Below are 24512 nucleotides of genomic sequence, written 5' to 3' on the forward strand. Positions count from 1 at the left end.
GCAAGAATTGTATATGGTAGCCTAAAGGGAGCCAAGGGACATAAGCGTGACAAAACGCAGTCAAACAACAAGAAACGTGCAATCAAAAAATGATCCGCATGAGGAAGCCGATGCACCGGGCATCGGCGAGATCGACGATATTGTCGGCTTTCATATCCGCCTCGCCTATACGGCGGTGTACCGCCACTTTATGGATACGTTCTCCGATCTGGACATGACGCAAAAGCAGGTCTCCGTCCTGTGGCTTGTGGATGACCATCCGGGCATCGCTCAGACAGATCTCGCCAAGCGCTTGCGCATGGACCGGGCGACCGTCATGGCGATCATCAACCGGCTGGAAGGACGCAGATTGCTGCGCCGCGGCCAGTCAACCAGCGACGGGCGAAAGCAAACGCTGAGACTGACGCCGACCGGTGTCAAAACACTGGCGGAAGCAAAGATCGCCGTTCATGAACATGAAGACTGGCTGAAGCGCCGGTTTTCAAAACAGGAAATCCGTACGCTGATCGACTTCCTGCGACGCATTCACGACTAGCGCCATAACGCTGCGCTACGCCTAGTCAAGCGGCGGCGCCATTTCCGCGCCGATTGCGAAAGCGCGTTGCACCGCATCCCGCGCTTCTATTCGTTTGTACCAGCGGCTGACATTGGGATAGTCGGCGAGTTCCACTCCTTGCCAGGCATAGCGGCGCACCCAGGGGAACGCCGCCATATCCGCGATAGAGTAATCACCGGCGAGGAATTCGCGATCGGCCAGGCGCTTGTCCATGACCCCATAAAGGCGGTTAGTCTCTTTCGAAAAGCGCTCCACCGCATAGGGGATTTTCTCTTTGGCGTAGTGGACAAAATGATGCGCCTGCCCCGCCATCGGCCCGAGCCCGCCGACCTGCCAAAACAGCCATTGCTCGGTTTCCACGCGGCGGCGTTCATTCTGCGGATAGAACTTGCCTGATTTGCGGCCGAGATATTGCAGGATGGCGCCGGATTCGAAGACCGAAAGCGGCGCGCCGTCGGCGCTGTCATGATCGACAATCGCCGGCATTTTGTTGTTCGGAGAAATTTTTAGAAACTCCTCCTTGAACTGATCGCCCTCAAAAATATTGACCCATGCGATCTCGTAATCGAGACCGCACTCCTCAAGCATGATGAGGATCTTGTAGCCATTTCCTGTTGGCCACATGTGAAGGTCGATGGTCATGGCGCGGTCGCCGGTCAGGCGGACTGTGTCTCGGGGTTTTTGATCCGCCCAAGGAAGATGAGCGCCAGCGCTGCGAAGATAGAACCGGCAGCCATGAAGACCGCGACAAGTTCAAGGCCATAGCCGCTCTTGAACAGGAAGCCGGCGATAATCGGCCCCAGCGCCGCGCCGCCGCGGCCAACCCCGATGACGAAGCCGGTGCCGCCCGCGCGCACTTCCGTCGGGAAGGCGTGTGCGAAAATGGCGTAAAGTCCGACAATCGCCGCATTGGTGAAGAACCCGGCGACACAAGCGATCATTGACAGTTTTGCAATGTCCGCCGGCGCCTGACCAAACAGCGTCACCATCGCACCGCCAAACAGCATGGCGCCGATGACCAGCGCGCGGATGCCGAACTTCATGGCGAGAACGCCGAGCAATATTGCGCCGCTGGCGCCGCCCACATTGGCCCAAACCAGAACGCTGCCGGCGAGCGACGGTTCGAAACCAAGGTCCACCACAATTTTCGGGATCCATTTCAGGTAGAAATAGAACGTCATGATATGGGCGAAATAAGCGAAGGTGAGGATCGCCGTAGTGCGGGCGAGATCGGGGCCGAACAGGCGTCCGACGCCGATTTTCTTTGGCGCTTCCTTAAGAGGCGGCAGCTCCGTTACGGTCTCATGGCCCATGCGCTTGAGGGTTTTGTTGATTTTTTCGAGCGCACCGGGCTTGCGCTTCTGTGCGAGGAATTCAATCGACTCCGGCAGGAAATGCCAGATCAGCGGAATGAAGATCACCGTCATGATCGCGCCGAAGATGAAGACCGAGCGCCAGTCATATTGCGCCAGCAGCATCGAGGCGATGGTCCCGCCGATGATCGCGCCAATCGGATAGCCCGCCGCCATGGTGGTGACAGACAGACTTTTGCGTTTGGCGTTGGAATATTCCGCGACCATGGCGTTTGTCGCCGCCAGAACGCCGCCGATGCCGAGCCCCGTGGCGAAACGATAGACCGATAGAATCTCAATGCCATTCGCGGTCGCGGCGAGCCCCATGCCGACCGCCATCGCCGTCAGGCAGACCAGAATGGTCGGCCGGCGCCCGATGACATCCGCGATATTGCCGATCACGACGGACCCAACCGCCATGCCGATCAGCTCCATCGACAGGACAATGCCCAATGCAGCGCGATCAACGCCCCATTCATTGGCGATTCCAGGCGCCGCAAAACTGATGGACAGCACGTCAAAACCGTCAAGCGCGTTCAACAGAACGCACATGCCGACGGCGATGATCTGGAATCTGCCCATGGGCGATTGGGCGAGAATCTCGCGAGGGTCTTTGGAGCTCATGATTGTTTCATCCCTAAGAGGCTTTACCCGTTATATCTTTTTCAACAGGCGCAGCAATGTTTCCTTCTCGCTGCGAGTCAGCCTGCCAAGTGTCCGGCGTTCTTGCGCTTCGATGCGCGCCTTGCAATTGCGCAATAACGCCTCCCCGCTTTTAGTCAATTGAACCGAAACCGCACGGCGATCCGATTCATCTGTGGTGCGCCGCAACAAACGCGCCGCCTCAAGCTCTGCCATCAGCGGCGCCATATTGGCCCGCGCAACGCCGAGCGCACGGCCGATTTCGCCCTGACGCACGCCGGGATTTTCCTCCACCACAGATAATATAGAGACATGAACGGCGCGCAGACCGGTGCCGATCATGGAAGCGGCGAAATCCGACATGAAAATGTTGGAGGCCTGACGAAGCTGGTAGCCAGCCAACCCGTCTAAAAACCGGGTGCTCAGGCTCGAAGGAGATCCCTCCTCCGCCCGCGAGCCCGTGTTTTTATCAACCGTCAGTACCGACATGTTCGTTCCCCCGGCCTATCGCGACCGCGCGCGCAACGCCCATTCCCAGCGGGTGTGAGCGTAATATTACGACACTTCTTCAAACCACTCCACAAGCGCAGAATTTACGGCGTCCGCCGCCTCGAACGGCGCCATATGCCCGGCGTCTTCGAATATAACGAGGCGGCCTCGCCCAACCTTAGCGAGAATATCTTCATGCTGATCAACCGGGCTCCATTCATCCTGCCGGCCGACGCCCACAAGCAGAGGACCGCGAATGGCGGCGAGGCCGGGCGCCGTATCCGGACGATTGAGCAACGCTTCGATCTGCGCGGCAAACCGCGCTGGCGTAGAGCGCGCCACCATGGCGTTCAACGGCGCCATAAAAGCCGCATCAGTTCTGCGATCAGGATGCACCATAGGCGGCAGCCATGCATCGCACAGCGCCTCCATGCCTTTGTCCTGTGCGAGCCGAACGAGACGCATGCGTTTTTCGCGTTCGTCCGGCTTGATCGGATGCACGCCCGTATCGAGAATGGCGAGCCGTTCGACCCGTTCCGGCGCCATGCGCACAACTTCAAGGGCGACGCGCGCGCCCATGGAATGACCCGCAAGCGAGAAACGCTCCGGCGCATCTTCAAGGGCGATCCGCGCCATTTCCGTTATCCGGTCCGCATCGCCATAGGACGGCACGCGCACCTCCGCCCGTCCGGCGAAGCAGTCGACCTGCCCCCGCCAGACGGTTTCGTCACACAACAATCCCGGAAGCAGGAGCAGCGTCGGTTTCACAATTCGGGCCTTGCTTTTTCGCGGTTATTTTTTTTGCTTCGAGACGTCGTAAGTGCCAAGCCCAGGCTTGTAGGTCTTGTCATCAAGGAACTGACGCATGCCCTCCTTGCGTGCTTCGCCGTCGAAGTAGTTGAGACCTTCCTGCGCGCGAATGAGATAATCTTCAGCATTCTCATAAGTCATTTCGCCGACCCGGCGCATGGCGTCTTTCGTCGCCTTCAGGGTCCACGGGTTTTTCTCGAGGAGCTTGTTGGCGATCTCCGTCACGCGCGCTTTCAGCTTGTCCGGAGGCAGCGATTCATTGACGAGGCCGGCTTCTGCGGCTTCCTTGCCGGTCAGATTTTCACCCAGCATGGCGTGATACATCGCCTTGCGGAACGGCATGAGTTCGAACGCGACCTTGGTGGCGCCGCCGCCCGGCAAAATGCCCCAATTGATTTCCGAAAGACCGAACTGCGCTTCGTCCGCCGCATAGGCGAGATCGCATGCGTAAAGCGGGCCGTAGCCGCCGCCGAAGCACCAGCCATTGACCATGGCGATGGTCGGCTTTTGATACCAGCGCAGCCGTTCCCACCAGGCATAGGCTTCGCGCTGTGCGGTTCTTGTTCCCTTGAGGCCGAGCGCCTCGGTTTCACGGAAATATTCCTTAAGATCCATGCCGGCAGACCACGCCGTGCCCTCGCCCGTCAGCACGACCACGCCGACATTGTCATCGAACTCAAGCTCTTCGAGCACGCGCAGCATCTGACGGTTTAACTTCGGGCTCATGCAATTGCGCTTTTCAGGGCGATTGAATTTCACCCAGGCGATCCGGTTGTCGATCTCGTAAGCGACTGTATCTTGCTCTGCGCGTTCGGCCGTCATTCATTGCTCCATTAATTATGATCGCGCCGCCCCGGCATGGGAATGCGGCCCGCCCGTTTGTTATGTCACATTACTAATTTCGCTATCATGATCTTTTCGCCGCCGTAAGGCGAGAACGGCGGAAAAATGCGCCGAAAAGCGAAATAAGAGCCATATGCCCCGGAGGTCTGGCCGATTCGCCCCGCCCGCAGGCGCGCGCCGGCCCCATGGGCGAACCGGGCGGCGGCGGAGAAAATAGGACAGAACCGTGCGCCAGCAGGTGCGCCAGTCGGGCCGCGAAAAACCGCGCAAACCGCAAACACCCTTGCTGCGTTGCAGCATTTCTGGCTTCCCGCATCGGCGCAAGGTTGCACCCTTACGCGCGCATAGGCGGCGGCGTTTTGCTTGAAGGAAATTCGAATTCGCATTATTTTGAAAACAAGCGCGCATCCAAGCCGCGCAGGAGACAACGCGCGCGCAATCGCGGCTACGGGAGAAACGAGCGACAATTGACACCTGCGTCACCTTTCCGCCGGCCCCGGCAGGCCGGTCGACCGGCGCAGTTAAAAGGCAGGCCTTCGTGGACCAGCAAATAGAACATTTCGCCACCGCCGATGTAGACCAGCTTGAGCGTCTCGATTTCTGGAACAGAATCGCGAGCGAGACGTTCAGTGGCCTGATGATCGACTCCTCGAAAGAGACCTTTAACGCCGAGATGTGGCGCTGGACGCTGGGCGATCTCACCATGCTGCGCCCCCGCTCACCGAACGCCGTCGTGCAGCGCGACGCCAATATGGCGCGCCAGGCCGGCGACCGGGTCATGCTGCACATGCAGCATTCCGGGTCGTTCCTACATACCCAAGGCCGGGAAGTTCATGAATTGCGCGCGGGCGATTTCGTGCTTACCGACAGCAACAAAGACTATCGGGTGGAGCTGTCGCGCGCCAACGACATGCTGGTCATTGAAATGCCGCGGGCGGCGCTTGCAGACAGAATTCCGCATCTTTCCGACATTTTGTCCCGCCGCCTTACGGGCGCAACGCCCAGTCGGCGTTTGCTGCACGACTTTATTCTGTCGTTGTGGCGGCAAGGCGACCAAAGCCATGCCGACCCCCATTGGCGCGACGGGGTAAGCCGGGTTTTCTTCGACCTGTTGACCCTCGCCATCACCGACAAGGCGATCAGCAGCGACAGCGAAAGCAAAATCATCAACAAGCTTCTGTCGCTGGTGGAAACGCGCCTTTGCGATCCGGAGCTTCGCACCTCCATGCTCGCGGATGAGCTTGGCGTTTCCATCCGTACGATCCAGAACGCATTTGCAACAATTGGCGAAACGCCGTCGGCCTTCATCCTGGATCAGCGCCTCACAAGGGCCGCAGATCGCCTTGTCGCTGCGCCGCAACTCAGCATCACAAGCGTCGCCTATGAGTCCGGATTTAATGACTGCAGCTACTTCACACGCTGCTTTAAACAGAAATACGGCGTCTCGCCGACTGCTTATCGCGCTACGCACTAACCTTACTCCATTGCGTAGTACCTGTTGCAACACCATCACACCCGGCAAGCTTGCGCGTAAGTCCGCTCCGGTTTCGCAATAATCCAAGACGCTTTCCACAAATAAGCAGACGGTTTGACTAACAACCTTGGTCGAGGTCTGCCTGCAATCGTACTTCGACATAAAAACAAGGGACTAGGCGGCAAAGCTGCGGCTCAGCATCGCTGAATCCGGCATTGGCTCGCCAGCTGGGAGAGGACCGTTTGAGCATGGGCAGCGAAGCCACTGCGTCGTCAGCACGCTCCGCCACGGGGCTTTGTGCGCGCTTTCTTTCAAGCAGCGCCGGGCAATTGATCCGCATGCGACCGGGTAAAACAGCAAGCAGCGAAAAAATGGGCGGCCAATGGCGCAAAGCCCAAACGCAAAGACGTTGAATTAGCGAAACCGAAGAACCCCTTCGCTCAATTGAGCAAAGGCAATTGGCAATCCATGCCGGGAGGAAAAAGTAATGAACTACAAGATAACCGCAAGCATCGGCGCCTTGGCCGTCGCCCTGACAGGCGTCGCCCAGGCGCAGGTCGACACCATCACGGTGACAGCGCAAAAGCGCGAAGAAAACGTGCAGGATGTTCCGATCGCCGTATCGGCGTTTAACGGCGACATGCTCGAAGAGCGCGCCATCACCAGCGTTGTCGGCCTCGCCAACATCACGCCGAACGTATCGCTTGACGCCGGCACGCCCTTCTCCGGCGACACCGCCGTCATCTCCGCTTACATTCGCGGCATCGGCGCCAATGACTTCGCCTTCAATATCGATCCCGGCGTCGGCGTCTATCTCGACGGCGTCTATCTCGCCCGCTCGATCGGCGCCAACCAGGACCTGCTCGACGTCGAGCGCATCGAAGTCCTGAAAGGTCCGCAAGGAACGCTGTTCGGCCGCAACACGATCGGCGGCGCGATCTCCATCGTCACCCATGAACCGGGCGACGAGTTTTCGTTCAAGGGCGACGTGACCACCGGCAGCTATGAGTTGCTTCAAGTGCGCGGCACGGTTGATATTCCGCTTTCGGAGAGCCTGAAATCGTCGATCAGCTTCTCCATGAAAGACCGCCGCGGCTATGTGAAACGCATCCCTTATCCCGGTTTTGAAAATTACAATGTCGAGCCGATCCAGTCGATGCGCGCCGCCACATATGGCAATGAAGGCGATTATGAAGGCGGCACGGACGCCAAGAACGCCCGCATCAAGCTGCTTTATGATGATGGCGGACCATTCCGCGCGACCCTTACCGGCGATTATTCCTTCTCCAAACAAGGCCAGCTCGCAAACAAACTGATCGCGACCTCTGACGCTGTCTTCGCCGGCACTTATAACTGCGCCATTGAAGGCATTATTGCGGTCGCCGACGAATGCGGCGGCGGTCCGCCTTCTTTCGCCTATATGGTCGGTATTGGCGGGCTGAACTGGGTCGCCGACAATCCGCCGATCTTTGGCGTCAACACGGATGCGGATCCGAACAATGACCGCCTGCCCTATGATGACCGTTTCATCACAGACGATATCGATACGAGTTATGCGACCGGCAACAATGTTGCGCGCCTTGAGAATTACGGCGTGAACCTGGCGCTCGATTTCGAGCTCTCCGAAAACGCCGCGCTGAAATTCATTTCCGCCTATCGCAAGCTCGACTGGGATGTCGGGATGGATCTCGACAACTCGCCGCTCAACTTCCTGCATACGAGCTTCACCACCGACCAGTGGCAGTTCAGCCAGGAAGTCCAGCTCACGGGCGACTTCATGGATGACCGGGTGCGCTATGTCCTCGGCGGCTATTACTTTGTTGAAGAAGGCGACCTCCACGACTTCGTCACCTTCGCCGAAGGCCTCCTGCAGGTTGACGGGCCGAACTATCTGAAAACGAAGAACTATGCCGGTTTCGGTCAGGTCGATTTCGACCTCACGGACTGGCTGACGGTCTCGGTGGGCGGGCGTTACACGCATGAGAAAAAACAGTTTGAGGGCGCGCAGTCGGACCGCAACGGCCTCAACTACAAGATCCTCAACTTCCTCGGCGTCAACGACATTCCGCTCGTCGCGGACGACCCGATGACGCCGGAGGATGAAACTGTGCCGCCGCCCGACGCCTGCGACGTCATCGTACCGACGATCTCCGATGAATGCCGGGTAATCGCCGGGTTCCCGGTGGCTAGCGATCCGCTGCGCTATTACATCGAAGGCATTCAGGAGAAGAGCTTCAACAACTTCTCGCCGAAAGTCAGCATCTCGGTGAAACCCACTGACGGCGTCATGGTCTATGGCAGCTACTCCGAAGGCTACCGCACTGGCGGCTGGACGACGCGCCTGTCGAACCCGCTCGACTACGCGCCGGATTTCGACGAAGAAAACGCAACCAGCTGGGAGCTGGGCTTCAAGTCGATGCTCGCGGACAACACCATCCTGCTCAACGTGGCGGCCTTCACGACCAAATATGAAGGCATCCAGTTGAACTTCCAGCAGGGTGTTTCGCCGACCATTCAAAACGCCGGCGATGCCCGCATCAAAGGCCTCGAAGTCGAAACGGTCTATGCGCCGGGCAACGGCTTCTCGGTAAATGCATCGGTCGGCCTCATCAACGCCGAATATTCGAGCGTGCTGGCGCCGGCGCAGGTCGCGCCGAATCCGTTGCAGGCCGGCGTCATTCCCGGCGCAGACTTGCCGAAAACGCCGGACTTCAAGTTCAACGTTTCGCCGCGCTTTGAAACGCAACTTGGAAATGGCGGCACGGTCGTTCTGCTCGCCGACTACACCCACACCTCGTCGATGTGGAACGACACGGAGCGGACATTCCTGCTGCAGCGTCCTTCCACCGACATTCTCAATCTCAGCATTTCCTATCAGGAGCCTGATGGGCGCTGGGATGTCACTGTCGGCGGCACCAACCTCACCGACGAACGTTACCTGACAACCGGTCAGGCGCAGATCGCCGGCGGCCAGATCTACGGCACCTATAGCCGTCCGGCCGAATGGTATGCGCGCCTGGGCGTGAATTTCTAACCTCCCATGGGTTAGGGGGCGGGACGCAAGTCCCGCCCTTTTTTCTGATCCGCTGCGGTTTGCGTTAAGGCTTCACCATGAGACGCCGGGACTTCCTGACAGCGACTTCACTTGCGGCGACTTCACTTGCGGCGACGGGGCCGGTTGTCATCAGCCAGGCGTTTGCTCGCCCCCAATCCGCCCCCTCCTCCTTGTTCATTTTCGATACGCGCTTCGCCCATTTGCGCGCCATCGACGAAATGCTCGCCCGCGATGGCGTATGGACGATGCTTCCGATCGAAAGCGACGCCTCGGGCTTCTGGCGCGCGCAGAGCCGCCTCAATCTCAGCGGGCATTTGGGCGCACTGGCGGGCGCGACGACAAAACAGACATTTTTCGTCCTTGAGCAGATGTGCCGGCATGCCTGGAGGCGCTCCCTGCATAAGGCGACCATCACGGCGACTAACGGCGCCATGGCGCTTTGGGAAATCGGATTTGTGAATGAGCTTGAGCGCACAGCGTCATAAACATGCGCAGGGTTGCGCGGTGCATTGTTGTGACAAGCGCCAATGTGGCAAGTGGGTCGCATTGCGCGAGCGGCGCCGGCGGGGTATTTTTGAAGACAGCTCAATGTTTTCAATCGGGACGCAATGAAATCCTATCGCCTGCACACCCTGTTCGACTATGTCCCGCGCGGCGCGCTCACCCGCAGCGTTTACAAATATGCGCGTCCTGACCGGTTTCGAATGATCGAAGAAAGCCGCGCCCTGACATCCCGGGACGATCTCAATATCGCGCCGTTTTTCAAAACCAAAAGCATCTTCATTCACATTCCGAAGACCGCCGGGATTTCTGTCGTGCTGTCGCTTTATGGCGGCAAGATTGCGATGTCGCATACGCGCCTGCGAATGTTCCGCTTGTTGTTTACGGAAGCGGAATTCGACAGTTTTTATAAATTCGCCTTTGTGCGCGATCCGCTGGATCGGCTTCTGTCGGCCTACGGATTTTTGAAGCGCGGCGGCATCACGCCTTATGACCGCGAATTCGCCGACACGCAGCTTTCCCGCTACAACGATTTTTCGAGTTTCGTGCGTGGCTGGCTCACCCGTGAGAGCGCCTACACCTATGTTCACTTCGTGCCGCAATTTGATTTCGTGACGCTTCGCGGCAAGCTCGGCGTCGATTATGTCGGCCGCTTTGAATCGCTCAATGAAGATTACGAACATATTCGCGCCGCGACCGGCATGGGCGCGCCGCTGGAGAAATTCAATGCGCGCGCCGTCAAGGAACGCCCGCAGCTTGACGCCGACGTGATGAAAATCATCCATTCCGTTTACGAGGAAGACTATGCGCATTTCGGATATGCTCCGTAGGCGGCGCACCGAACGATAATCAGGATGCCGTCGCGGCCAGCTTTGTCCCGGCGGCGCATCAGGAAGGAAACCACCATGGCAGACGCAGCGACAACGGAATTCTGGAAAGACATCAAGCCGATCAAGGATGTGTTCAAGCCGGAATCGATGGGCGACGCCTATATGCCGAAAATCGCCGAAGGCGATGAACGCTATTGGGTGCCGATCAGCGAAACCGTATCGTCCAAACCGGTCTGGATTTCGCCGCAACGAAACATGTGGGCCGACGTGCTGATGGCGAAGTCGGCGGGCCTGGTGAACCGCCACTATCATCCGCATCCGATCTGGGCCTACACCATCTCCGGCAAATGGGGTTATCTCGAACATGACTGGACCGCGACGGCGGGCGACTTCATCTTTGAATCGCCAGGCGAAGGCCACACGCTGGTCGCTTATGACAGCCCCGATCCGATGAAAGTGTTCTTTGTCGTCACCGGCCCGCTGATCTGGCTCGATGATGACGGCAATGGCGTCGGCCATTACGACGTCCATGACTATATCGCCGCCGCACGCGAGCATTATGAAAAAGTCGGCATTGGCGCCGACTATGTCAAAACGCTGTTCAGGTAGATCATGCGAGTCAACGCCCTCGATCACGTCAATGTTCAAACGCTCGATTTGAAAGCGACCGTCGATTTCTATGCGGATGTTCTTGACCTCGAAGCCCGCGACCCGCCGCCGCCGCTCGATCCGAAGCTCGTGCAATGGATGTATGACGGCGACGGGCGCGCGATTTTCCACCTGACGACGCCGGGCACGCTTTCGCAGGACGAAGCGGTCACCGAACTCTCGCGCGACACCGGCCCCGTCCACCATGTGGCGCTCAATTGCAGCGGCCATGACGCCATGGTCGACCGTCTCACTTCGCTCGGACTGGAGCATCGGCTGAACCATGTGGTCGCGATCGAACTGAAGCAGATTTTTGTTCGCGATCCGAACGGCGTTCTGCTGGAGCTCAACTATTTTGCAGGAAATCATTAGGGAGACAAAACCATGTCCGGCATGAAAGCACCGCCATCGGGCGCCTTTAAAATCGTCCAGGTTGAAGAGCTTTACGGCGACCTCATCAAAGAACGCGGCCTTGAAGGCACCTATGTCGGCAAGTCGGAAGAAGAGAGCCCGTGGGTTCCCTTTGGCGACAACGCCGCGATCCGCCATCTCGCCTTCGACGTTCGCCAGAATGTGTATTGCAACATCCTCTGGATCAAATCGCCGGGCGTGATCGGCACGCATAAACATCGCGGGCCGGTCTGGGCGGTCGGGCTTGAAGGCTCGTTCCGCTATCTGGAATATGACTGGGTCTGCAAGCCGGGCGAATTCATCACCGAAACGCCGGGCACCGCGCATACGCTGGTCACGGACGATCCGAACGGCATGAAGGCGCTGTTCTGGATGCAAGGCGCCAATGAATTTTACGATGAGGACGGCAACCATGTCGAAACGCTCGACGTCTGGTGGTTCATGAATCACTATGAGAGCTACTGCAAGGAACACGGCCTTCCCATCAACAAACAACTCTACATCTAGACCATGAAAGCACTTGATCAGTTCGACATTAAAGGCCGCTCCGCGATTGTCACCGGCGCCGCCTCGGGCATTGGCCTTTGCTATGCGGAGGCGATGGCGGAAGCAGGCGCCGGCGTCACGCTGACCGATATCGACATGGAAGGCGCCGAACGCGAGGCGAAGCGCCTGCAGGGCGAAGGCTATGAAGCGCGCGCCGCAAAGCTTGACGTCACCGACCGCGCGACGATGACCAAGGTCTTTGACGAACATGTGAAAGCCTATGGCGGCCTCGACGTCGCCTTCGCCAATGCGGGCATCGATCCGGGCGCCGGTTTCGCTTCGCCTGAGGGCGGACGCAATCCGGAAGGCCAGGTCGACACTTACGATGTCGCCGCCTGGGACCGCTGCATCGCGATTAATCTCACCGGCGTTTACAACACCATGCGCGAAGCCGCGCGGGTGATGAAGGCCGGCGGCAAGCCGGGTTCGATCATAGCCACGTCTTCCAACGCAGGCGTTGTCATCGAACCGATCGTCGGCATGCCTTATCACCCGGCCAAGGCGGGCGTGTCGCATATGGTGCGCTACCTCGCCATGGAGCTCGCCGAATATCGCATCCGCGTCAATTCGATCGCGCCCGGCCCCTTCGTCACCAATATTGGCGGCGGCTGGTTGCAGGACCCGGTGGTGCGCGAAGCCTGGGACTCGGTTGTGCCGCTCGGGCGCATTGCGGAAACTTATCAGATGAAACCGCTGGCGCTTTATCTCGCATCCGACGCATCCAACTATGTGACGGGATCGCAGATGCTGATCGATGGCGGCATGGCGCTTGGAGGATTTGGAAAATAGATGCGGGCAGTCGTACATCAGGGGCTTCATCAAAAGCTCGCCCTCGAAAATATCGCCGATCCAACGCCGCAAGCGGGCGAAGTCGTGCTCTCTGTCGGGCGCTGCGGGATTTGCGGCTCCGATCTGCACATGACCGAAGACGAAGCCTTCGGCGTCGACAAGGGCGCGGTGCTCGGCCATGAATTCGCCGGCGAAGTGGTCGCCCTCGGCAAGGGCGTTGAACGGCTGAAGATGGGCGATCTCGTCTCTGTCGTGCCGATCGCGAGCTGCGGCAAATGCCCGACTTGTCTCGCGGGCGAACCCGCCTGGTGCGAAAAGATGCATCTGCAAGGCGGCGGCTACAGCGAATTCGCGGTCACCAATGAAAATCAATGCGTCGCCTTGCCGAAATCGGCGAGCCTTGCGGATGGCGCCATCATCGAGCCTCTCGCCGTCGCCCTGCATGGGGTGATGATGGCGGCGCAACAGCCCGGCGACAAAGTGCTGATCCTCGGCGCCGGTCCCATCGGGCTCGGCGTTGCGTTCTGGGCCCGCCGCTTCGGCGCATCGAAAGTCGTGGTGCAGGACATCAACAATTATCAGGAGGCCCGCGCCCGCGAGATGGGCGCAACGGACTTCATCGTTGATCTCAAAGAACCGGTCGCTGCGGCCGAACGCGCGCTCGGCGGCAAGGCCGACATTGTTTATGAATGCGTCGGCGTGCCGGGGCTCATCCCCCAAGCGGTTGACCAGGTGCGCGTCAAAGGCACGGTGCTGGTGCTTGGCCTGTGCACACGGCCGGAAACTTTCGTGCCCTTTGTCGCGCTTTCCAAAGAAGTGCGCATCCAGACGTCCGCCTTTTTCAAACGCCAGGAATATGAAGCCGCGCTCGATGCGCTCGACGCCGGGGCGGCGGAAGCGCGCGCGCTGATCACCGACACGATCAGCCTCAACGCTGTGCCCGATGTGTTTGAATCGCTGAAAAAGCGCACCCATCAATGCAAGGTGCTGATCGCGCCCAAAGGCTAAAAGGAAGGGTAAGCCATGCGCTATGACGGCAAATCCGTTCTCGTCACCGGCGCCGCCACCGGCATTGGCCGCGCCACGGCCCTCGCCTTTGCGCGCGAAGGCGCGAAAGTGATGATCGGCGATTATAACGACGCCGCCGAAGACACCGTCGCCGCGATCAAGAGCGAAGGCGGAACCGCCGCCTTCCGTCATTGCGATGTCTCCAAACGCGACGATGTGGACGCGCTTGTCGCCGCCGCCGTCAAAACCCATGGCGGGCTCGACGCGGCGTTCAACAATGCCGGCGTGTTTCCGCCAGAACAATTGTTCGCCGATTTCGACGAAAAGGCCTTTGACCGAACCATCGCGATCAATTTGAAAGGCGTCTTCTTGTGCATGAAGGCGGAAATCAAGATCATGGCGGCGCAAGGCCATGGCGCCATCGTCAACACCTCTTCGGTGGGCGGGGTTATCGCCAATCCGGGCATGGCGCCGTACATCGCCTCCAAGCATGGCGTTCTCGGCCTCACCAAAACCGCCGCCATTGAATATGTGAAACAGGGCGTTCGCGTGAACGCCATCTGCCCCGGCTTTGTGCGAACGCCGATGACGGAACCGTGGTTCCAGCGCGAAGGCTTTCTGGAGGCGTTCCTGCCGACTTCGCCGATCGGCCGCCACGCGCAGCCCGAAGAAATGAGCGGCATGGTGCTGCATCTGTGTTCTGATGAAGCGAGCTTCACCAATGGCGCCGTGATTGTCGTCGATGGCGGCCAGACTGCGATTTGATTTGCAGCGATCTGAATGACGGCGAACAAATTCGCCGCAAGGGAGGGAAGAATGAACCGCATCGCCTGCGCGCTTGCCGCGTTTTTCGTATTTGCAACGCCCGCCATCGCCGAAGAAAAGGCGCCGCTCGAGGTCGAAGTCCTCAGAACCAGCGCCGGCTCGCTCTATTCCAATGTCGCCCTGATCAAGGGCGAGCACAAAGCCGTGCTGGTCGATCCGCCCTTCACCATGGCCGACGCCCATCGCACCGTCGCCATGGTGCTCGACAGCGGCAAGGAACTCGAAACGATTTTCGTCACCCATGACCATCCCGATCATTTCTTCGCCATGGAAGTGCTGACCGATGCGTTTCCCAACGCCAAGGTGGTCGCGCATCCGGTTGTGGTCGCCGATATCTGGCGCTCGCTTCCCTTCAAGGTGAAACGCTGGAGCCCGATGCTTGGGCCCAACGGGCCGAAAACCCCGACCGCGCCCGCGCCGCTCGACAGCGACACCTTCCTGCTCGAAGGCCATGAATTGAAAGTGATTGGGCCCATGCAGGGCGATCATGTTCATGCGACGGCGCTTTACGCTCCTGATATCAACGCCCTGTTCGCGGGCGATCTTCTATATAATGAAATGTTCCTGTGGTTCGGCGAGCATGGCCGCAAGGAAGTCCGCGCCTGGGGCGAGGCGATTGACGAGCTTGCCGCGCTTAATGCCGAAATCGTTGTCGCCGGACATTCCAAACCGGGATTGCCCAATGACGCGTCAAGCCTTGCCTATAGCCGCGGCTATATCGACTTCTGGCTTGAGGCGACGAGGAAAGCGAAGAACAGCGAAGAACTGCGCGCGCTTGTCATCGAAGCCTATCCGGACAGCATCGACGTGCTCGGCGATTTCCTGCTTGGCAATTCTTCGAAAGTCGCGAAAGGCGAAGAGCCGCGCTGGGAGGAATAACCCTTTGGCAAATCTGCGTGCATTTTTGTTCCTTTCCGTAGTCTGACGAAAAGGCATCATACGCCCGCTGCGAAACCCGTGGATAACTACGCACCAAATGCGGGTTTCGTGAAAGAATTCATCACATAGGATGTATTTTCACCGGCGCGATTCCCGTTATTGGGGCGCCGCTCGATTATCCAGCCGCCGCTTTCAACAGCGTCGCCACAAAAAAACCATCAGCACGGATTTTGTCCGGCGTCAGGCGAATAGCGCCCTCGCCCGTTGCGCAAGCGCCAAGCACGCTCTTGCCTTCATCGGTGAGGAGGCCCGACTGCGCCATGGCGTCAATCGCCGGCGAGCGGGAAAAATCCGTATGCGCCGCAAGGAAGCCCGCCAGCCGATCTTCATTTTCTTCCATCAGGAATGAACAAGTGACCCAGATCATGCGCCCGCCGGGTTTGACGAATTTAGACGCCTGTTCCAGCACCGCGTCCTGCTCGCCCATGCGGGTTTCAAGCTGTTTTTCCGTCAGCCGCCATTTGGTGTCGGGATGGCGCCGCCATGTGCCGGCGCCGGTGCAGGGCGCATCGACAAAGACCACATCCATTTTGCCGGCAAGGTCATCAAGCCCCTCGCCGCCAGCCGGGGTGCGGATTTGCAGATTGCGCACGCCCGCGCGTTTGGCGCGATGAAACAAGGGCTGCAACCGGCGCGGATCGCGGTCATATGCGTATAACTGCCCGGTGTTCTCCATCATCGCGGCGAGCGCAAGCGTCTTGCCGCCGCCGCCCGCGCAATAATCAAGCACCTGCGCGCCCTTGATCGCGCCAGCGGCGCTCGCCGCCAACTGGCTGCCGAGATCCTGCACCTCGACCCAGCCTTTGTTGAAGGCGGGAATGACCGTCACCCCCGGCGCTTTTTCGCTGGGGTCCGGCGCGGCGATGCGCGCGGCGGTTGTCAAAAGGGGAATTGCCTCTGCCTTGACGGTCTTCAAAGCGGCTAAGGATTTTTCCGGCGCCGTCTTCAATGTGTTGAGGCGCAGGTCGATATCCGCGCGCTCACAAAACGCATCCATGATCTGCGCCGCATCTGCGCCGAAGACGCGCGTCACATGGGGCGCCAGCCATTCAGGATAATCCGCGCCGGGGGCGAGCTCGTCTTTTGCAAGCGCTGCGATTTCCGCTTCGCTCAACGCGCCGGGGCCATGCTCATCGACCACCGCCTCGGCGATTTCCGCAGCGCTCATTTTCCAGGAGAAATGCAAGGCGCCCAGCACCGCCGCGCGCGCTGAATCATTTTCCATGCTCGCCGCCAGGGATTTGCGCCGCCGCAATGCATCAAGGCAGAGCCCGGAAATAAAGGCGCGGTCTTTCGAGCCTGCATAGCGGTTATTTCGCCCCCAATCCGCTATCGCGGTTTTCAGGGGCACGCGCCTCGATTCAAAATCTTCGAGAATTTCAATCGCGGCGGATATCCGTCCGGAAAGGCGCATGCTGTTTCAGTCCCAAAAAACAAAAACGCCGCGATTCATCTTGTCACGGACAAATCGCGGCGCTTAAAAAAAGTCGCTTATGCAGGAATGCAATGATCGATCGCGTCATGCAGCTCGGCAGAGGCGTTGTCAAAGTCTTCCAAGGTGACGAGCGAGTCCTGCTCCGCGATCAGGTCCGCATCATCGCCAACGGATTCAGCAATACAGGTGCAAGGATCGGCGGAAATGCCGTTGTCGGCCGCGAATTTTTCGCATGACGCTTGAGGATCACCAGCCATCGCAGCGCTCATGCCGAATGCAGCGACCATTGCGCCCGCAATCAGAAATTTTTTCATGACGTCAACTCCCGTAGAGATTTCATTCTTTGAATTTCAGGTCCTGGGCAATTGCCGTCCCAATACGCAACCATAGCGGCGCGCCCGTTTCACAGCCTACTCCAAATCGCGGCGCCATCAATCTCCGGTGGTCCGCAAAGGCCTCGTTGTTCGCTATAGGAACATTAAATTCGCGTTGGATGCGGCCTGTCCCGGCGATGCGTCAGCCACCCTGTTGCGGCGTACTCATCTCAGTCTTCGGACTTGAAATTTTCGTCCAGCAGCCTGGTCTTTTTCAGCTCTTTTTCGAGCTTGTCGATCCGGTAATAGGCGATCACCGCGAGTATAAAACCAATAAAACCGAAATACTCCATTTCACCTGCTCCCGCTTTTAGTTCGGCGTCGGATAGTTCGGCGCCTCGCGGGTGATGGCGACGTCATGGACGTGGCTTTCTTTCAGACCCGCATTGGTGATTTTGACGAATTTCGCGCGTTTTTGCATCTCGACAATGCTCGCCGCGCCCACATAGCCCATAGACGCCCGGACGCCGCCCACAAGCTGGTGCAGGATCGGGCTGATCGGCCCTTTATAAGGCACCTGTCCTTCGATGCCTTCGGGCACGAGCTTCATCTGCTCTTTCACATCGGCCTGGAAATAACGGTCGGCGCTGCCGCGCGACATGGCGGTGATCGAGCCCATGCCGCGATAGGATTTGTAGGACCGGCCCTGATAGAGAAAGACCTCGCCCGGCGCTTCATCCGTACCCGCCAGAAGCGAACCGATCATCACGCAATCGGCGCCCGCCGCCAAGGCTTTGGCCATATCGCCGGAATATTTGACGCCGCCATCGGCTATCACCGGCACGCCGGCTTCGCGGCCCGCGCGCGAGGCGTCCATCACGGCGGTCAGTTGCGGCACGCCGACGCCCGCGACAATGCGCGTGGTGCAGATCGAGCCCGGCCCGATGCCGACTTTCACTGCATCCGCGCCCGCATCGATCAGCGCCTTGGTGGCGTCATAGGTCGCCACATTGCCGGCGATCACCTGCGTCGCATTGGAGGCGCGTTTGACCCGCTCCACCTGCTCGGCGACTTTCTTGGAATGGCCATGAGCGGTGTCGATGACAATCACGTCGCAGCCCGCATCGATCAGCGCTTCAATGCGTTCATAGCCCGCATCGCCAACCGAAGACGCGGCCGCAACCAGCAGACGCCCTTCCGCGTCTTTCGCGGCATTGGGGTGCTTTTGCGCCTTTTCGATATCCTTCACAGTGATCAGGCCGATGCAGCGATAATCCTCATCGACGACGATCAGCCTTTCAATGCGGTGCTTGTGCAGCAGCTTGGTCACTTCCTCGCGAGTCGTGTGAGGCCGCACGGTGACGAGGTTCTCGCGCGTCATCAGCTCGGAGATTTTCTGCTTCGGATCGGACGCAAAGCGCATATCGCGGTTGGTGAGAATGCCGACCAGCTTGCCGACCCCATTGGCGTCCGGCTTTTCGATCACCGGAAAGCCGGAAATCTTGCGGTCATCCATGATCGCCCAGGCTTGTTCCAGCGTCGCGTCCGGCGGCAGGGTCAGCGGATTGACCACCATGCCGCTTTCAAAGCGTTTGACCCGGCGCACATGCTCGGCCTGTTCTTCAATATTGAGATTGCGGTGCAGAACGCCGATGCCGCCATTTTGCGCCATGGCGATCGCCATCTCCGCTTCGGAAACCGTGTCCATGGCGGCGGAGATGATCGGAATGTTGAGCGTCAGGCTGCGGGTCAGCCGCGCTTTTACGTCGACCTGGCTCGGCATCACTTCCGACGCGCCCGGCTCTAAGAGCACATCATCGAATGTCAGCGCTTCACGGATATTCATTACTCGCTCTCCGTCTTTCTAAATCCCGTCGCGATCACATATTTCTCCGCCGAGTCAGAGCGCGAGGCTTTCGGCTTGACGTGTTTCACAATCGCGAAATTCTGTTTCAACCGCTTCAGCAATTCGCCTTCCGCGCCGCCGGCGAACACCTTGCAAACAAACATGCCGCCGGGCTCCAGCACGTCTTCGGCGAATTCAAGCGCCACTTCGGCGAGCGCGACAATGCGCAAATGGTCCGTTGACTGATGGCCGGTAGTCGGCGCCGCCATGTCGGACAGCACCACATCCGCCATGCCGCCGAGCATGCCTTTCAGCTTGTCCGGCGCGGCCTCATCAAGGAAATCCATTTCCAGTATGTCAGAGCCGAGCACGGCGGGCACATGCAGATAGTCGATGCCGACGACTTTGCCTCTTTTGCCGGTCGCCTTCACCGCCACCTGCAGCCAGCCGCCGGGCGCACAGCCGAGATCGACCACCCGGTCGCCCGGCTTTAACAGATTATGCTTTTCATCCATCTCAAGCAGCTTGAACGCTGCGCGCGAGCGCCAGCCTTCAGCCTTGGCGCGCTGGACGTAAGGATCGTTCAATTGCCGGTCGAGCCAGAGCGTAGACGCAAGATCGCGGCGGCGCGCGGTTTTGACATTAACGCGCATCCCGCGCGGCTCGCCGCCGCCAGCCAGCGGCGCATCTTTCTTGCGGCCGCGCTTTTCCGGCTCGGCGCCGAGAGCGGTCGTCGCGATATTGGTTTTTTTCGCGCGGCCCGTCTTTTTCGCAGATTTACGCCGCTTAGAAGGCGGTTTTGATGAGGAATTGCGTCGCTCCATGGGCCTTCATAGCGAAGTCATCAGCGCTTTCAACCGGTTTTTCTGCGCTCGTGATTCGCTTCCGGCCCCCAGTTTCGCCACAATGCAGTCCTAGGCGTTCATACGACTACGGGTGGAGAGAACGGAGCTTTCAGCAAAACAGGAAAATACATGTCTTTACTGGATCAATTGACCCAAGTGGTCACCAGCCAGGTATCCCAGCAGGCCGCGCAAAAAACCGGCCTCAGCGAGGGCGTGGCGGAGAAAATGATGCCCATGGCCATGGCGGCGCTAATGGCGGGCCTCAAGAAGAATGCCTCCCAGCCGGCAGGCGCGCAGGCGCTGGCGAGCGCCCTCGACAAGCATGATGGCAGCCTTTTGAACAACATCTCGCAGCTCGGCAATGACGACGTGCTGGCCGATGGACAGCGCATTCTCGGCCATATTCTGGGCGGCAAGCAGGCCCAGACGACGCAGGCCCTCGCCAAGACGGCCGGGGTCGATCAGGGCCAGATCACGCAATTGCTCGCCATGGCGGCGCCGGCGGTGCTGGCCTCACTCGGCCGGGCCAAGCGCGAACAGGGCCTCGACGCTTCGGCGCTCGCCGGCCTCGTCACCGAGGAAACCGTGCGCGCCCAGAATGCGGCGCCCGCGGCGCTGGGCGGCCTGATGGGCTTCCTCGATCAGGATGGCGACGGCGATTTCAAAGACGATCTGCTGGAACAGGCGGGCAAGCAATTGCTCGGCGGCCTGTTCGGAAAGAAATAAAGAAGGAGGACAAAATATGCTGTTCAAGTTTGTAAAAGACGCGGGCGAAAAATTTCGCGAGGGCGTTTCCAACATCACCGAAGGCATCAAGGACCGGATCACCGGCCATAAAACCGAAGTCAAAGATTTGAAAGTCGAAGACGCCGGCGATGGCCGCATCGTCCTGAAGGGCAAAGCCAAGAACCGCGCCGAAGCGGAAAAAGCGATTGTCGCCGCCGGCAACACGCCGGGCATTGGCGAAGTCGAAGCCCATATCGACATTGAAGACGAGCCGAAACAGTCCGTCTTCTACACCGTCAAAAAGGGCGACACGCTGTCGAAAATCGCCAAGGATCATTATGGCGACGCGATGAAATATCCGGTGATCTTCGAAGCCAACACGCCGATGCTTTCGCATCCGGATAAAATCTATCCGGGTCAAACCTTGCGGATCCCGTCAATCAGCTAGATCGGCCTAACAGCCAGCGCATGTTGAAAATGTGCTGGCTCACAAAGCCTTCATTCTGAGGAACAAAAATTTCGGCGCCCTTCGAGACGGCCTTACGGCCTCCTCAGGATGAAGAAATTTTTGTGTCTCGAAGAACGAAGGCGCAGCCCCTAAATGGATCAGCTTGCCGCAAGTGGGCCTGACATAGCGGCACAAAAAAACGGCGCCTCAAAGAGGCGCCGTTTTCTATTCAAAGCCGGAAAACGACTTAGACTTTTTGCAGGTTGCCTGCAGAAGCCTTGCCGCGATCGGTCACGATCTCGAAGCTGATTTTCTGACCTTCGACCAGGGCGGACATGCCTGCGCGTTCGACAGCAGTTGCATGAACGAAAACGTCCTTGCCGCCATCATCCGGCTGGATGAAGCCATAGCCTTTTTGGCCGTTAAACCATTTCACTGTTCCAGTCGCCATCTTTCGTCTCCTTTGACATTAGGCGCGCTTGCCGGAAAATCTTCCGACAAACGGTTGGCCGCCGCGCTTAATGCGCCGGCCGGTTAGTGCAACCCGTGTCTTGGAAAGAGGTCGAAAGCTTAGCAGACGGTGTGTCGGCCGCGGTTCGGCTGCGGGCCAAAACAGAAATTGCCCCTTGCATATAGGCGCTGAGAGGCCCTCCCGCAAGCGGCGTTTTATTAATCGTCGCGATAGACCTTTTCTTCGCGCTCATGGCGCTCCTGGGCCTCAAGCGACAAGGTGGCGATCGGTCTGGCGTCAAGGCGGCGGACCCCAATCGGCTCGCCGGTTTCTTCACAATAGCCGTATTCACCTGTCTCAATCCGGCGCAGGGCGGAATCGATCTTGGAGATCAATTTGCGCTGACGGTCGCGGGTGCGCAGCTCCAGCGCTTTTTCGGTTTCGCTGGACGCGCGGTCAGCAATGTCTGGCAGGTGGTTATCATCTTCTTGAAGGTTGGTCAGGGTGCCCTGGCTTTCTTTCAAGATGTCCTGTTTCCAGGCGAGAAGCTTTTTTCTGAAGTATTCCTTCTGACGGTCACTCATGAAGGGTTCATCTTCGGACGGACGATACTCATCGATCTCGGACGCCGACATGGTCTTCTCCCAACTAACTTGCCTCTACCCGAGCCCCGTTTCCGGGGCCTGAGGTGCCGCCTCTATAACGGCGCCTTCCCATGGGCTCAAGCAGGCTTTTCGCACCTGTAGCGTAGCTGGGAAGATTTCATAAAATTGAAATCTTGATATTCAGTTGCCAGCCCCGCACAGCCCGGGCCGAAGCGCCGGTCCGGGCGCCGTCAGACGCATATTCTCGCTGCGCCGCAACACGGCTCCCGGCCCCCAGAATCAAGGCGGCTGGCCCCTTTCGGGCAATTCCCGACAATTTCACCAATCTGCGCAATCCTTTGTTCTTGACGGTTTCGTATAGCAGCAACAGCGGCGCCGTTACCGGGCGCGGCGCATACCGCTTTGCTCCGATCACAGAGGAGCAAGCGCCGATAAGCAGGAGCGAGTTCATGAGTTTGGCGCCTTCAACGCAGGATGCTGCGATCGAGCCCTGCGCCGCTGACCGGGTGCAGACCTTGCTTGAGCTGACTGAGTCGCTCAGCCAGATCTTCGAGCAGGAAAACCTCGCCCTCGCCCAATCGCGCGCAGACGACATCACCTCGCTGCAGCAAGAAAAGGCCCGCCTGGCGGCCGCCTATGCTCAATCGATCCAGCTTGTCGCCGCCGACCGGACCAGCATCACCGAGGTCGATCCCGTATTGCTCGCCCGTTTGCGTGTCGCGACAGAGGAATTCAACGCCCGCGCCGCCCGCCAGAAGGGTCTGCTCGACCGCGCCGGCGGCCAGGCCGCAAAGCTCGCCGAAGCGATCTGAGCGCCACATTCCCACCCCATTGCAAATTTGCGCCGCAAGCCGGTATCGGCTGAAGCGCACTCTGCACGCCTCCCCCTAAGCCATTCTTTTTTCGGGATTTCCCGCCCCTCCTCGCCCGCCGGTTGAGGAACCGCCCCATGCCCCGGTCACGGGGCTGAGAGAAATCCTGTTTTCCGGCCGCCGGTTCTACTTTTCGCCCATTTTTAGGGTTAAGGTATTCCTGTAGCGGGGTGTGGGAGCTTTTCGTGAAGACGTCTGAAAGCGGGATTGGACTGATCAAGCAGTTCGAGGGGCTCGAACTCGAGGCCTATCAGGATATCGCAGGGATCTGGACCATCGGTTACGGCCATACGGGCGCCGATGTGGTCGAGGGCATGAAAATCAGCGAGCGCGACGCGGAGGAACTGCTTCGCCGCGATCTCAAGCCGCGCGAACAGGCCGTCGACAACGCCGTCAAAGTGGCGCTCAACCAAAATGAATTCGATGCGCTTGTCTCCTTCGTCTACAATGTGGGCGCAGCGGCGTTTCGCGGATCGACTGCGCTGAAACGCTTGAATCGCGGCGACCGGATTGGCGCTGCTGAAGCGCTGACCTGGTGGAACAAGGCGACGGTTGGCGGCGTCCTGCGCGAAGTGCTTGGCCTGACCCGCCGGCGCGCAATGGAACGGGCGCTGTTCCTGCAGCCCATGCAAATCGCCGATGTGCGCGATCCGGATCAATTCGAGGAAAACACCCGCACGACCCCGGTCGAAGACACCCCGCGCCGCGGCAATGTGGCGGAGAGCCGGACCGTGCAAGGCGCGGCCATCGCCGGGGGCGCCGGCGTTGCGGCGTCAACGATGGGTAAGAACGACGCCAACGAACTGGACCAGATCGAAACCAATATCGAAAACGGTCATGGCTTTACCGAAAAGCCGAACACCGGCGAAACCGCCACGCCGCCAACCACAGGCGACACCGGCGCTGAAACCACTGGCGATGCAACTGGTGAGGCAACTGGCGACGCGACAGGCGATGTAGCTGGCGAAATTGTCGGCGACGCAACCGGAGACGCCGCGGGCGATGCAACCGGTGAAACCGCCGGCGAGACCGGCGCCGATACGGGCGAGGACGTGCTGGCGAATGAATCGACTGGCGACGGCCAAAGCGTCACGACCGGCGAAATGATTGAAGTACCGGATCGTCCCTCCAAACATGAAACCCATGCGGTCGAAGCGCAGATACAATTCTCGCTGCTGATCTTGATCGTCCTGTCTGTGCTGTTCGTCATCTATGCGCGCATCGAAGACTGGATGAACTACAAACGCTAGGC

Annotated in this window: 28 protein-coding genes; 16 read left to right on the plus strand and 12 right to left on the minus strand. The window is 59.2% G+C overall.

Annotated features, from left to right (window positions below; genetic code table 11):
* Positions 1 to 76: 76 nt before the first annotated feature.
* Positions 77 to 535 carry a MarR family winged helix-turn-helix transcriptional regulator gene (locus AC0L8G_RS14420; protein ID WP_473384874.1) on the plus strand — a complete coding sequence of 153 codons (459 nt, stop codon included), beginning with the start codon at positions 77 to 79 and terminating at the stop codon, positions 533 to 535.
* A 21-nt stretch (positions 536 to 556) separates the two neighbouring features.
* Here the strand turns inward: AC0L8G_RS14420 and AC0L8G_RS14425 are convergent, their stop codons facing one another.
* The 5 genes from AC0L8G_RS14425 to AC0L8G_RS14445 all read right to left on the minus strand — a co-directional run bounded on the left by AC0L8G_RS14425 (position 557) and on the right by AC0L8G_RS14445 (position 4671).
* Positions 557 to 1198 (minus strand): glutathione binding-like protein, encoded by a 642-nt coding sequence (locus AC0L8G_RS14425; RefSeq protein ID WP_473384875.1) that lies wholly within the window; start codon positions 1196 to 1198, stop codon positions 557 to 559.
* A gap of 14 nt (positions 1199 to 1212) precedes the next feature.
* A complete protein-coding gene (locus AC0L8G_RS14430; protein ID WP_473384876.1) occupies positions 1213 to 2532 on the minus strand; it encodes an MFS transporter in 1320 nt (439 codons plus the stop codon).
* A 30-nt stretch (positions 2533 to 2562) separates the two neighbouring features.
* Positions 2563 to 3039: a MarR family winged helix-turn-helix transcriptional regulator gene (locus AC0L8G_RS14435; RefSeq protein WP_473384877.1), complete on the minus strand. Its 477-nt coding sequence runs from the start codon at positions 3037 to 3039 to the stop codon at positions 2563 to 2565.
* A gap of 66 nt (positions 3040 to 3105) precedes the next feature.
* Positions 3106 to 3807, minus strand: a complete 702-nt coding sequence (locus AC0L8G_RS14440) for an alpha/beta fold hydrolase (RefSeq protein ID WP_473384878.1) — start codon at positions 3805 to 3807, stop codon at positions 3106 to 3108.
* A 24-nt stretch (positions 3808 to 3831) separates the two neighbouring features.
* Positions 3832 to 4671 (minus strand): p-hydroxycinnamoyl CoA hydratase/lyase, encoded by an 840-nt coding sequence (locus tag AC0L8G_RS14445; RefSeq protein WP_473384879.1) that lies wholly within the window; start codon positions 4669 to 4671, stop codon positions 3832 to 3834.
* A 559-nt stretch (positions 4672 to 5230) separates the two neighbouring features.
* Between AC0L8G_RS14445 and AC0L8G_RS14450 the strand changes: the two genes are divergently transcribed.
* The 11 genes from AC0L8G_RS14450 (at position 5231) to AC0L8G_RS14500 (ending at position 15658) form a co-directional block, all read left to right on the plus strand.
* A complete protein-coding gene (locus AC0L8G_RS14450; RefSeq protein ID WP_473384880.1) occupies positions 5231 to 6166 on the plus strand; it encodes a helix-turn-helix domain-containing protein in 936 nt (311 codons plus the stop codon).
* Between the two features lie 487 nt (positions 6167 to 6653).
* The gene (locus AC0L8G_RS14455; protein WP_473384881.1) at positions 6654 to 9200 is read left to right on the plus strand and encodes a TonB-dependent receptor; all 2547 of its coding nucleotides are present in this window, start codon (positions 6654 to 6656) and stop codon (positions 9198 to 9200) included.
* 77 nt (positions 9201 to 9277) lie between these two features.
* Entirely contained in the window at positions 9278 to 9706 is a 429-nt protein-coding gene (locus tag AC0L8G_RS14460) for a twin-arginine translocation signal domain-containing protein (RefSeq protein ID WP_473384882.1), read from the plus strand.
* A gap of 123 nt (positions 9707 to 9829) precedes the next feature.
* A complete protein-coding gene (locus AC0L8G_RS14465; protein WP_473384883.1) occupies positions 9830 to 10552 on the plus strand; it encodes a sulfotransferase family 2 domain-containing protein in 723 nt (240 codons plus the stop codon).
* Between the two features lie 75 nt (positions 10553 to 10627).
* Complete coding sequence (locus AC0L8G_RS14470) at positions 10628 to 11161, plus strand: 2,4'-dihydroxyacetophenone dioxygenase family protein (RefSeq protein ID WP_473384884.1); 534 nt, start codon at positions 10628 to 10630, stop codon at positions 11159 to 11161.
* A 3-nt stretch (positions 11162 to 11164) separates the two neighbouring features.
* Positions 11165 to 11572 (plus strand): VOC family protein, encoded by a 408-nt coding sequence (locus tag AC0L8G_RS14475; protein WP_473384885.1) that lies wholly within the window; start codon positions 11165 to 11167, stop codon positions 11570 to 11572.
* 12 nt (positions 11573 to 11584) lie between these two features.
* Positions 11585 to 12118, plus strand: coding sequence for a 2,4'-dihydroxyacetophenone dioxygenase family protein (locus AC0L8G_RS14480; RefSeq protein WP_473384886.1), 534 nt, complete (start codon positions 11585 to 11587; stop codon positions 12116 to 12118).
* 3 nt (positions 12119 to 12121) lie between these two features.
* The gene (locus AC0L8G_RS14485; protein WP_473384887.1) at positions 12122 to 12946 is read left to right on the plus strand and encodes an SDR family NAD(P)-dependent oxidoreductase; all 825 of its coding nucleotides are present in this window, start codon (positions 12122 to 12124) and stop codon (positions 12944 to 12946) included.
* Positions 12947 to 13954, plus strand: coding sequence for an alcohol dehydrogenase catalytic domain-containing protein (locus AC0L8G_RS14490; RefSeq protein WP_473384888.1), 1008 nt, complete (start codon positions 12947 to 12949; stop codon positions 13952 to 13954).
* Positions 13955 to 13969: 15 nt separating this feature from the next.
* Complete coding sequence (locus tag AC0L8G_RS14495) at positions 13970 to 14719, plus strand: SDR family NAD(P)-dependent oxidoreductase (protein ID WP_473384889.1); 750 nt, start codon at positions 13970 to 13972, stop codon at positions 14717 to 14719.
* Between the two features lie 51 nt (positions 14720 to 14770).
* Positions 14771 to 15658, plus strand: coding sequence for an MBL fold metallo-hydrolase (locus AC0L8G_RS14500; RefSeq protein WP_473384890.1), 888 nt, complete (start codon positions 14771 to 14773; stop codon positions 15656 to 15658).
* Between the two features lie 175 nt (positions 15659 to 15833).
* Here the strand turns inward: AC0L8G_RS14500 and AC0L8G_RS14505 are convergent, their stop codons facing one another.
* The 5 genes from AC0L8G_RS14505 to AC0L8G_RS14525 form a co-directional block, all read right to left on the minus strand.
* Positions 15834 to 17132 carry an RsmB/NOP family class I SAM-dependent RNA methyltransferase gene (locus AC0L8G_RS14505; RefSeq protein WP_473384891.1) on the minus strand — a complete coding sequence of 433 codons (1299 nt, stop codon included), beginning with the start codon at positions 17130 to 17132 and terminating at the stop codon, positions 15834 to 15836.
* A 77-nt stretch (positions 17133 to 17209) separates the two neighbouring features.
* Entirely contained in the window at positions 17210 to 17467 is a 258-nt protein-coding gene (locus tag AC0L8G_RS14510) for a hypothetical protein (protein WP_473384892.1), read from the minus strand.
* A 230-nt stretch (positions 17468 to 17697) separates the two neighbouring features.
* On the minus strand, positions 17698 to 17820 hold the full coding sequence (locus AC0L8G_RS14515; RefSeq protein WP_473384893.1) for a hypothetical protein: 123 nt from the start codon (positions 17818 to 17820) through the stop codon (positions 17698 to 17700).
* A 17-nt stretch (positions 17821 to 17837) separates the two neighbouring features.
* Positions 17838 to 19313 (minus strand): IMP dehydrogenase, encoded by a 1476-nt coding sequence (gene guaB / locus AC0L8G_RS14520; protein ID WP_473384894.1) that lies wholly within the window; start codon positions 19311 to 19313, stop codon positions 17838 to 17840.
* Positions 19313 to 19966, minus strand: coding sequence for an RlmE family RNA methyltransferase (locus AC0L8G_RS14525; protein ID WP_473388878.1), 654 nt, complete (start codon positions 19964 to 19966; stop codon positions 19313 to 19315). The genes guaB and AC0L8G_RS14525 overlap by 1 nt, the downstream gene beginning before the upstream one ends.
* 321 nt (positions 19967 to 20287) lie before the next feature.
* Here AC0L8G_RS14525 and AC0L8G_RS14530 point away from each other — a divergent pair, with 321 nt between their 5' ends.
* Positions 20288 to 20884 (plus strand): DUF937 domain-containing protein, encoded by a 597-nt coding sequence (locus tag AC0L8G_RS14530; RefSeq protein ID WP_473384895.1) that lies wholly within the window; start codon positions 20288 to 20290, stop codon positions 20882 to 20884.
* A gap of 16 nt (positions 20885 to 20900) precedes the next feature.
* A complete protein-coding gene (gene lysM / locus AC0L8G_RS14535) occupies positions 20901 to 21332 on the plus strand; it encodes a peptidoglycan-binding protein LysM (protein ID WP_473384896.1) in 432 nt (143 codons plus the stop codon).
* A gap of 247 nt (positions 21333 to 21579) precedes the next feature.
* Here the strand turns inward: lysM and AC0L8G_RS14540 are convergent, their stop codons facing one another.
* Both AC0L8G_RS14540 and dksA read right to left on the minus strand, forming a co-directional pair.
* A complete protein-coding gene (locus tag AC0L8G_RS14540; RefSeq protein WP_473384897.1) occupies positions 21580 to 21783 on the minus strand; it encodes a cold-shock protein in 204 nt (67 codons plus the stop codon).
* A gap of 218 nt (positions 21784 to 22001) precedes the next feature.
* Positions 22002 to 22418 carry an RNA polymerase-binding protein DksA gene (dksA, locus tag AC0L8G_RS14545; RefSeq protein ID WP_473384898.1) on the minus strand — a complete coding sequence of 139 codons (417 nt, stop codon included), beginning with the start codon at positions 22416 to 22418 and terminating at the stop codon, positions 22002 to 22004.
* Between the two features lie 419 nt (positions 22419 to 22837).
* Here dksA and AC0L8G_RS14550 point away from each other — a divergent pair, with 419 nt between their 5' ends.
* Positions 22838 to 23200 carry a hypothetical protein gene (locus AC0L8G_RS14550; RefSeq protein WP_473384899.1) on the plus strand — a complete coding sequence of 121 codons (363 nt, stop codon included), beginning with the start codon at positions 22838 to 22840 and terminating at the stop codon, positions 23198 to 23200.
* A gap of 245 nt (positions 23201 to 23445) precedes the next feature.
* Positions 23446 to 24510 (plus strand): lysozyme, encoded by a 1065-nt coding sequence (locus AC0L8G_RS14555; protein WP_473384900.1) that lies wholly within the window; start codon positions 23446 to 23448, stop codon positions 24508 to 24510.
* Positions 24511 to 24512: the final 2 nt, after the last annotated feature.

This window comes from Hyphococcus sp. D3-15 (assembly GCF_055809375.1).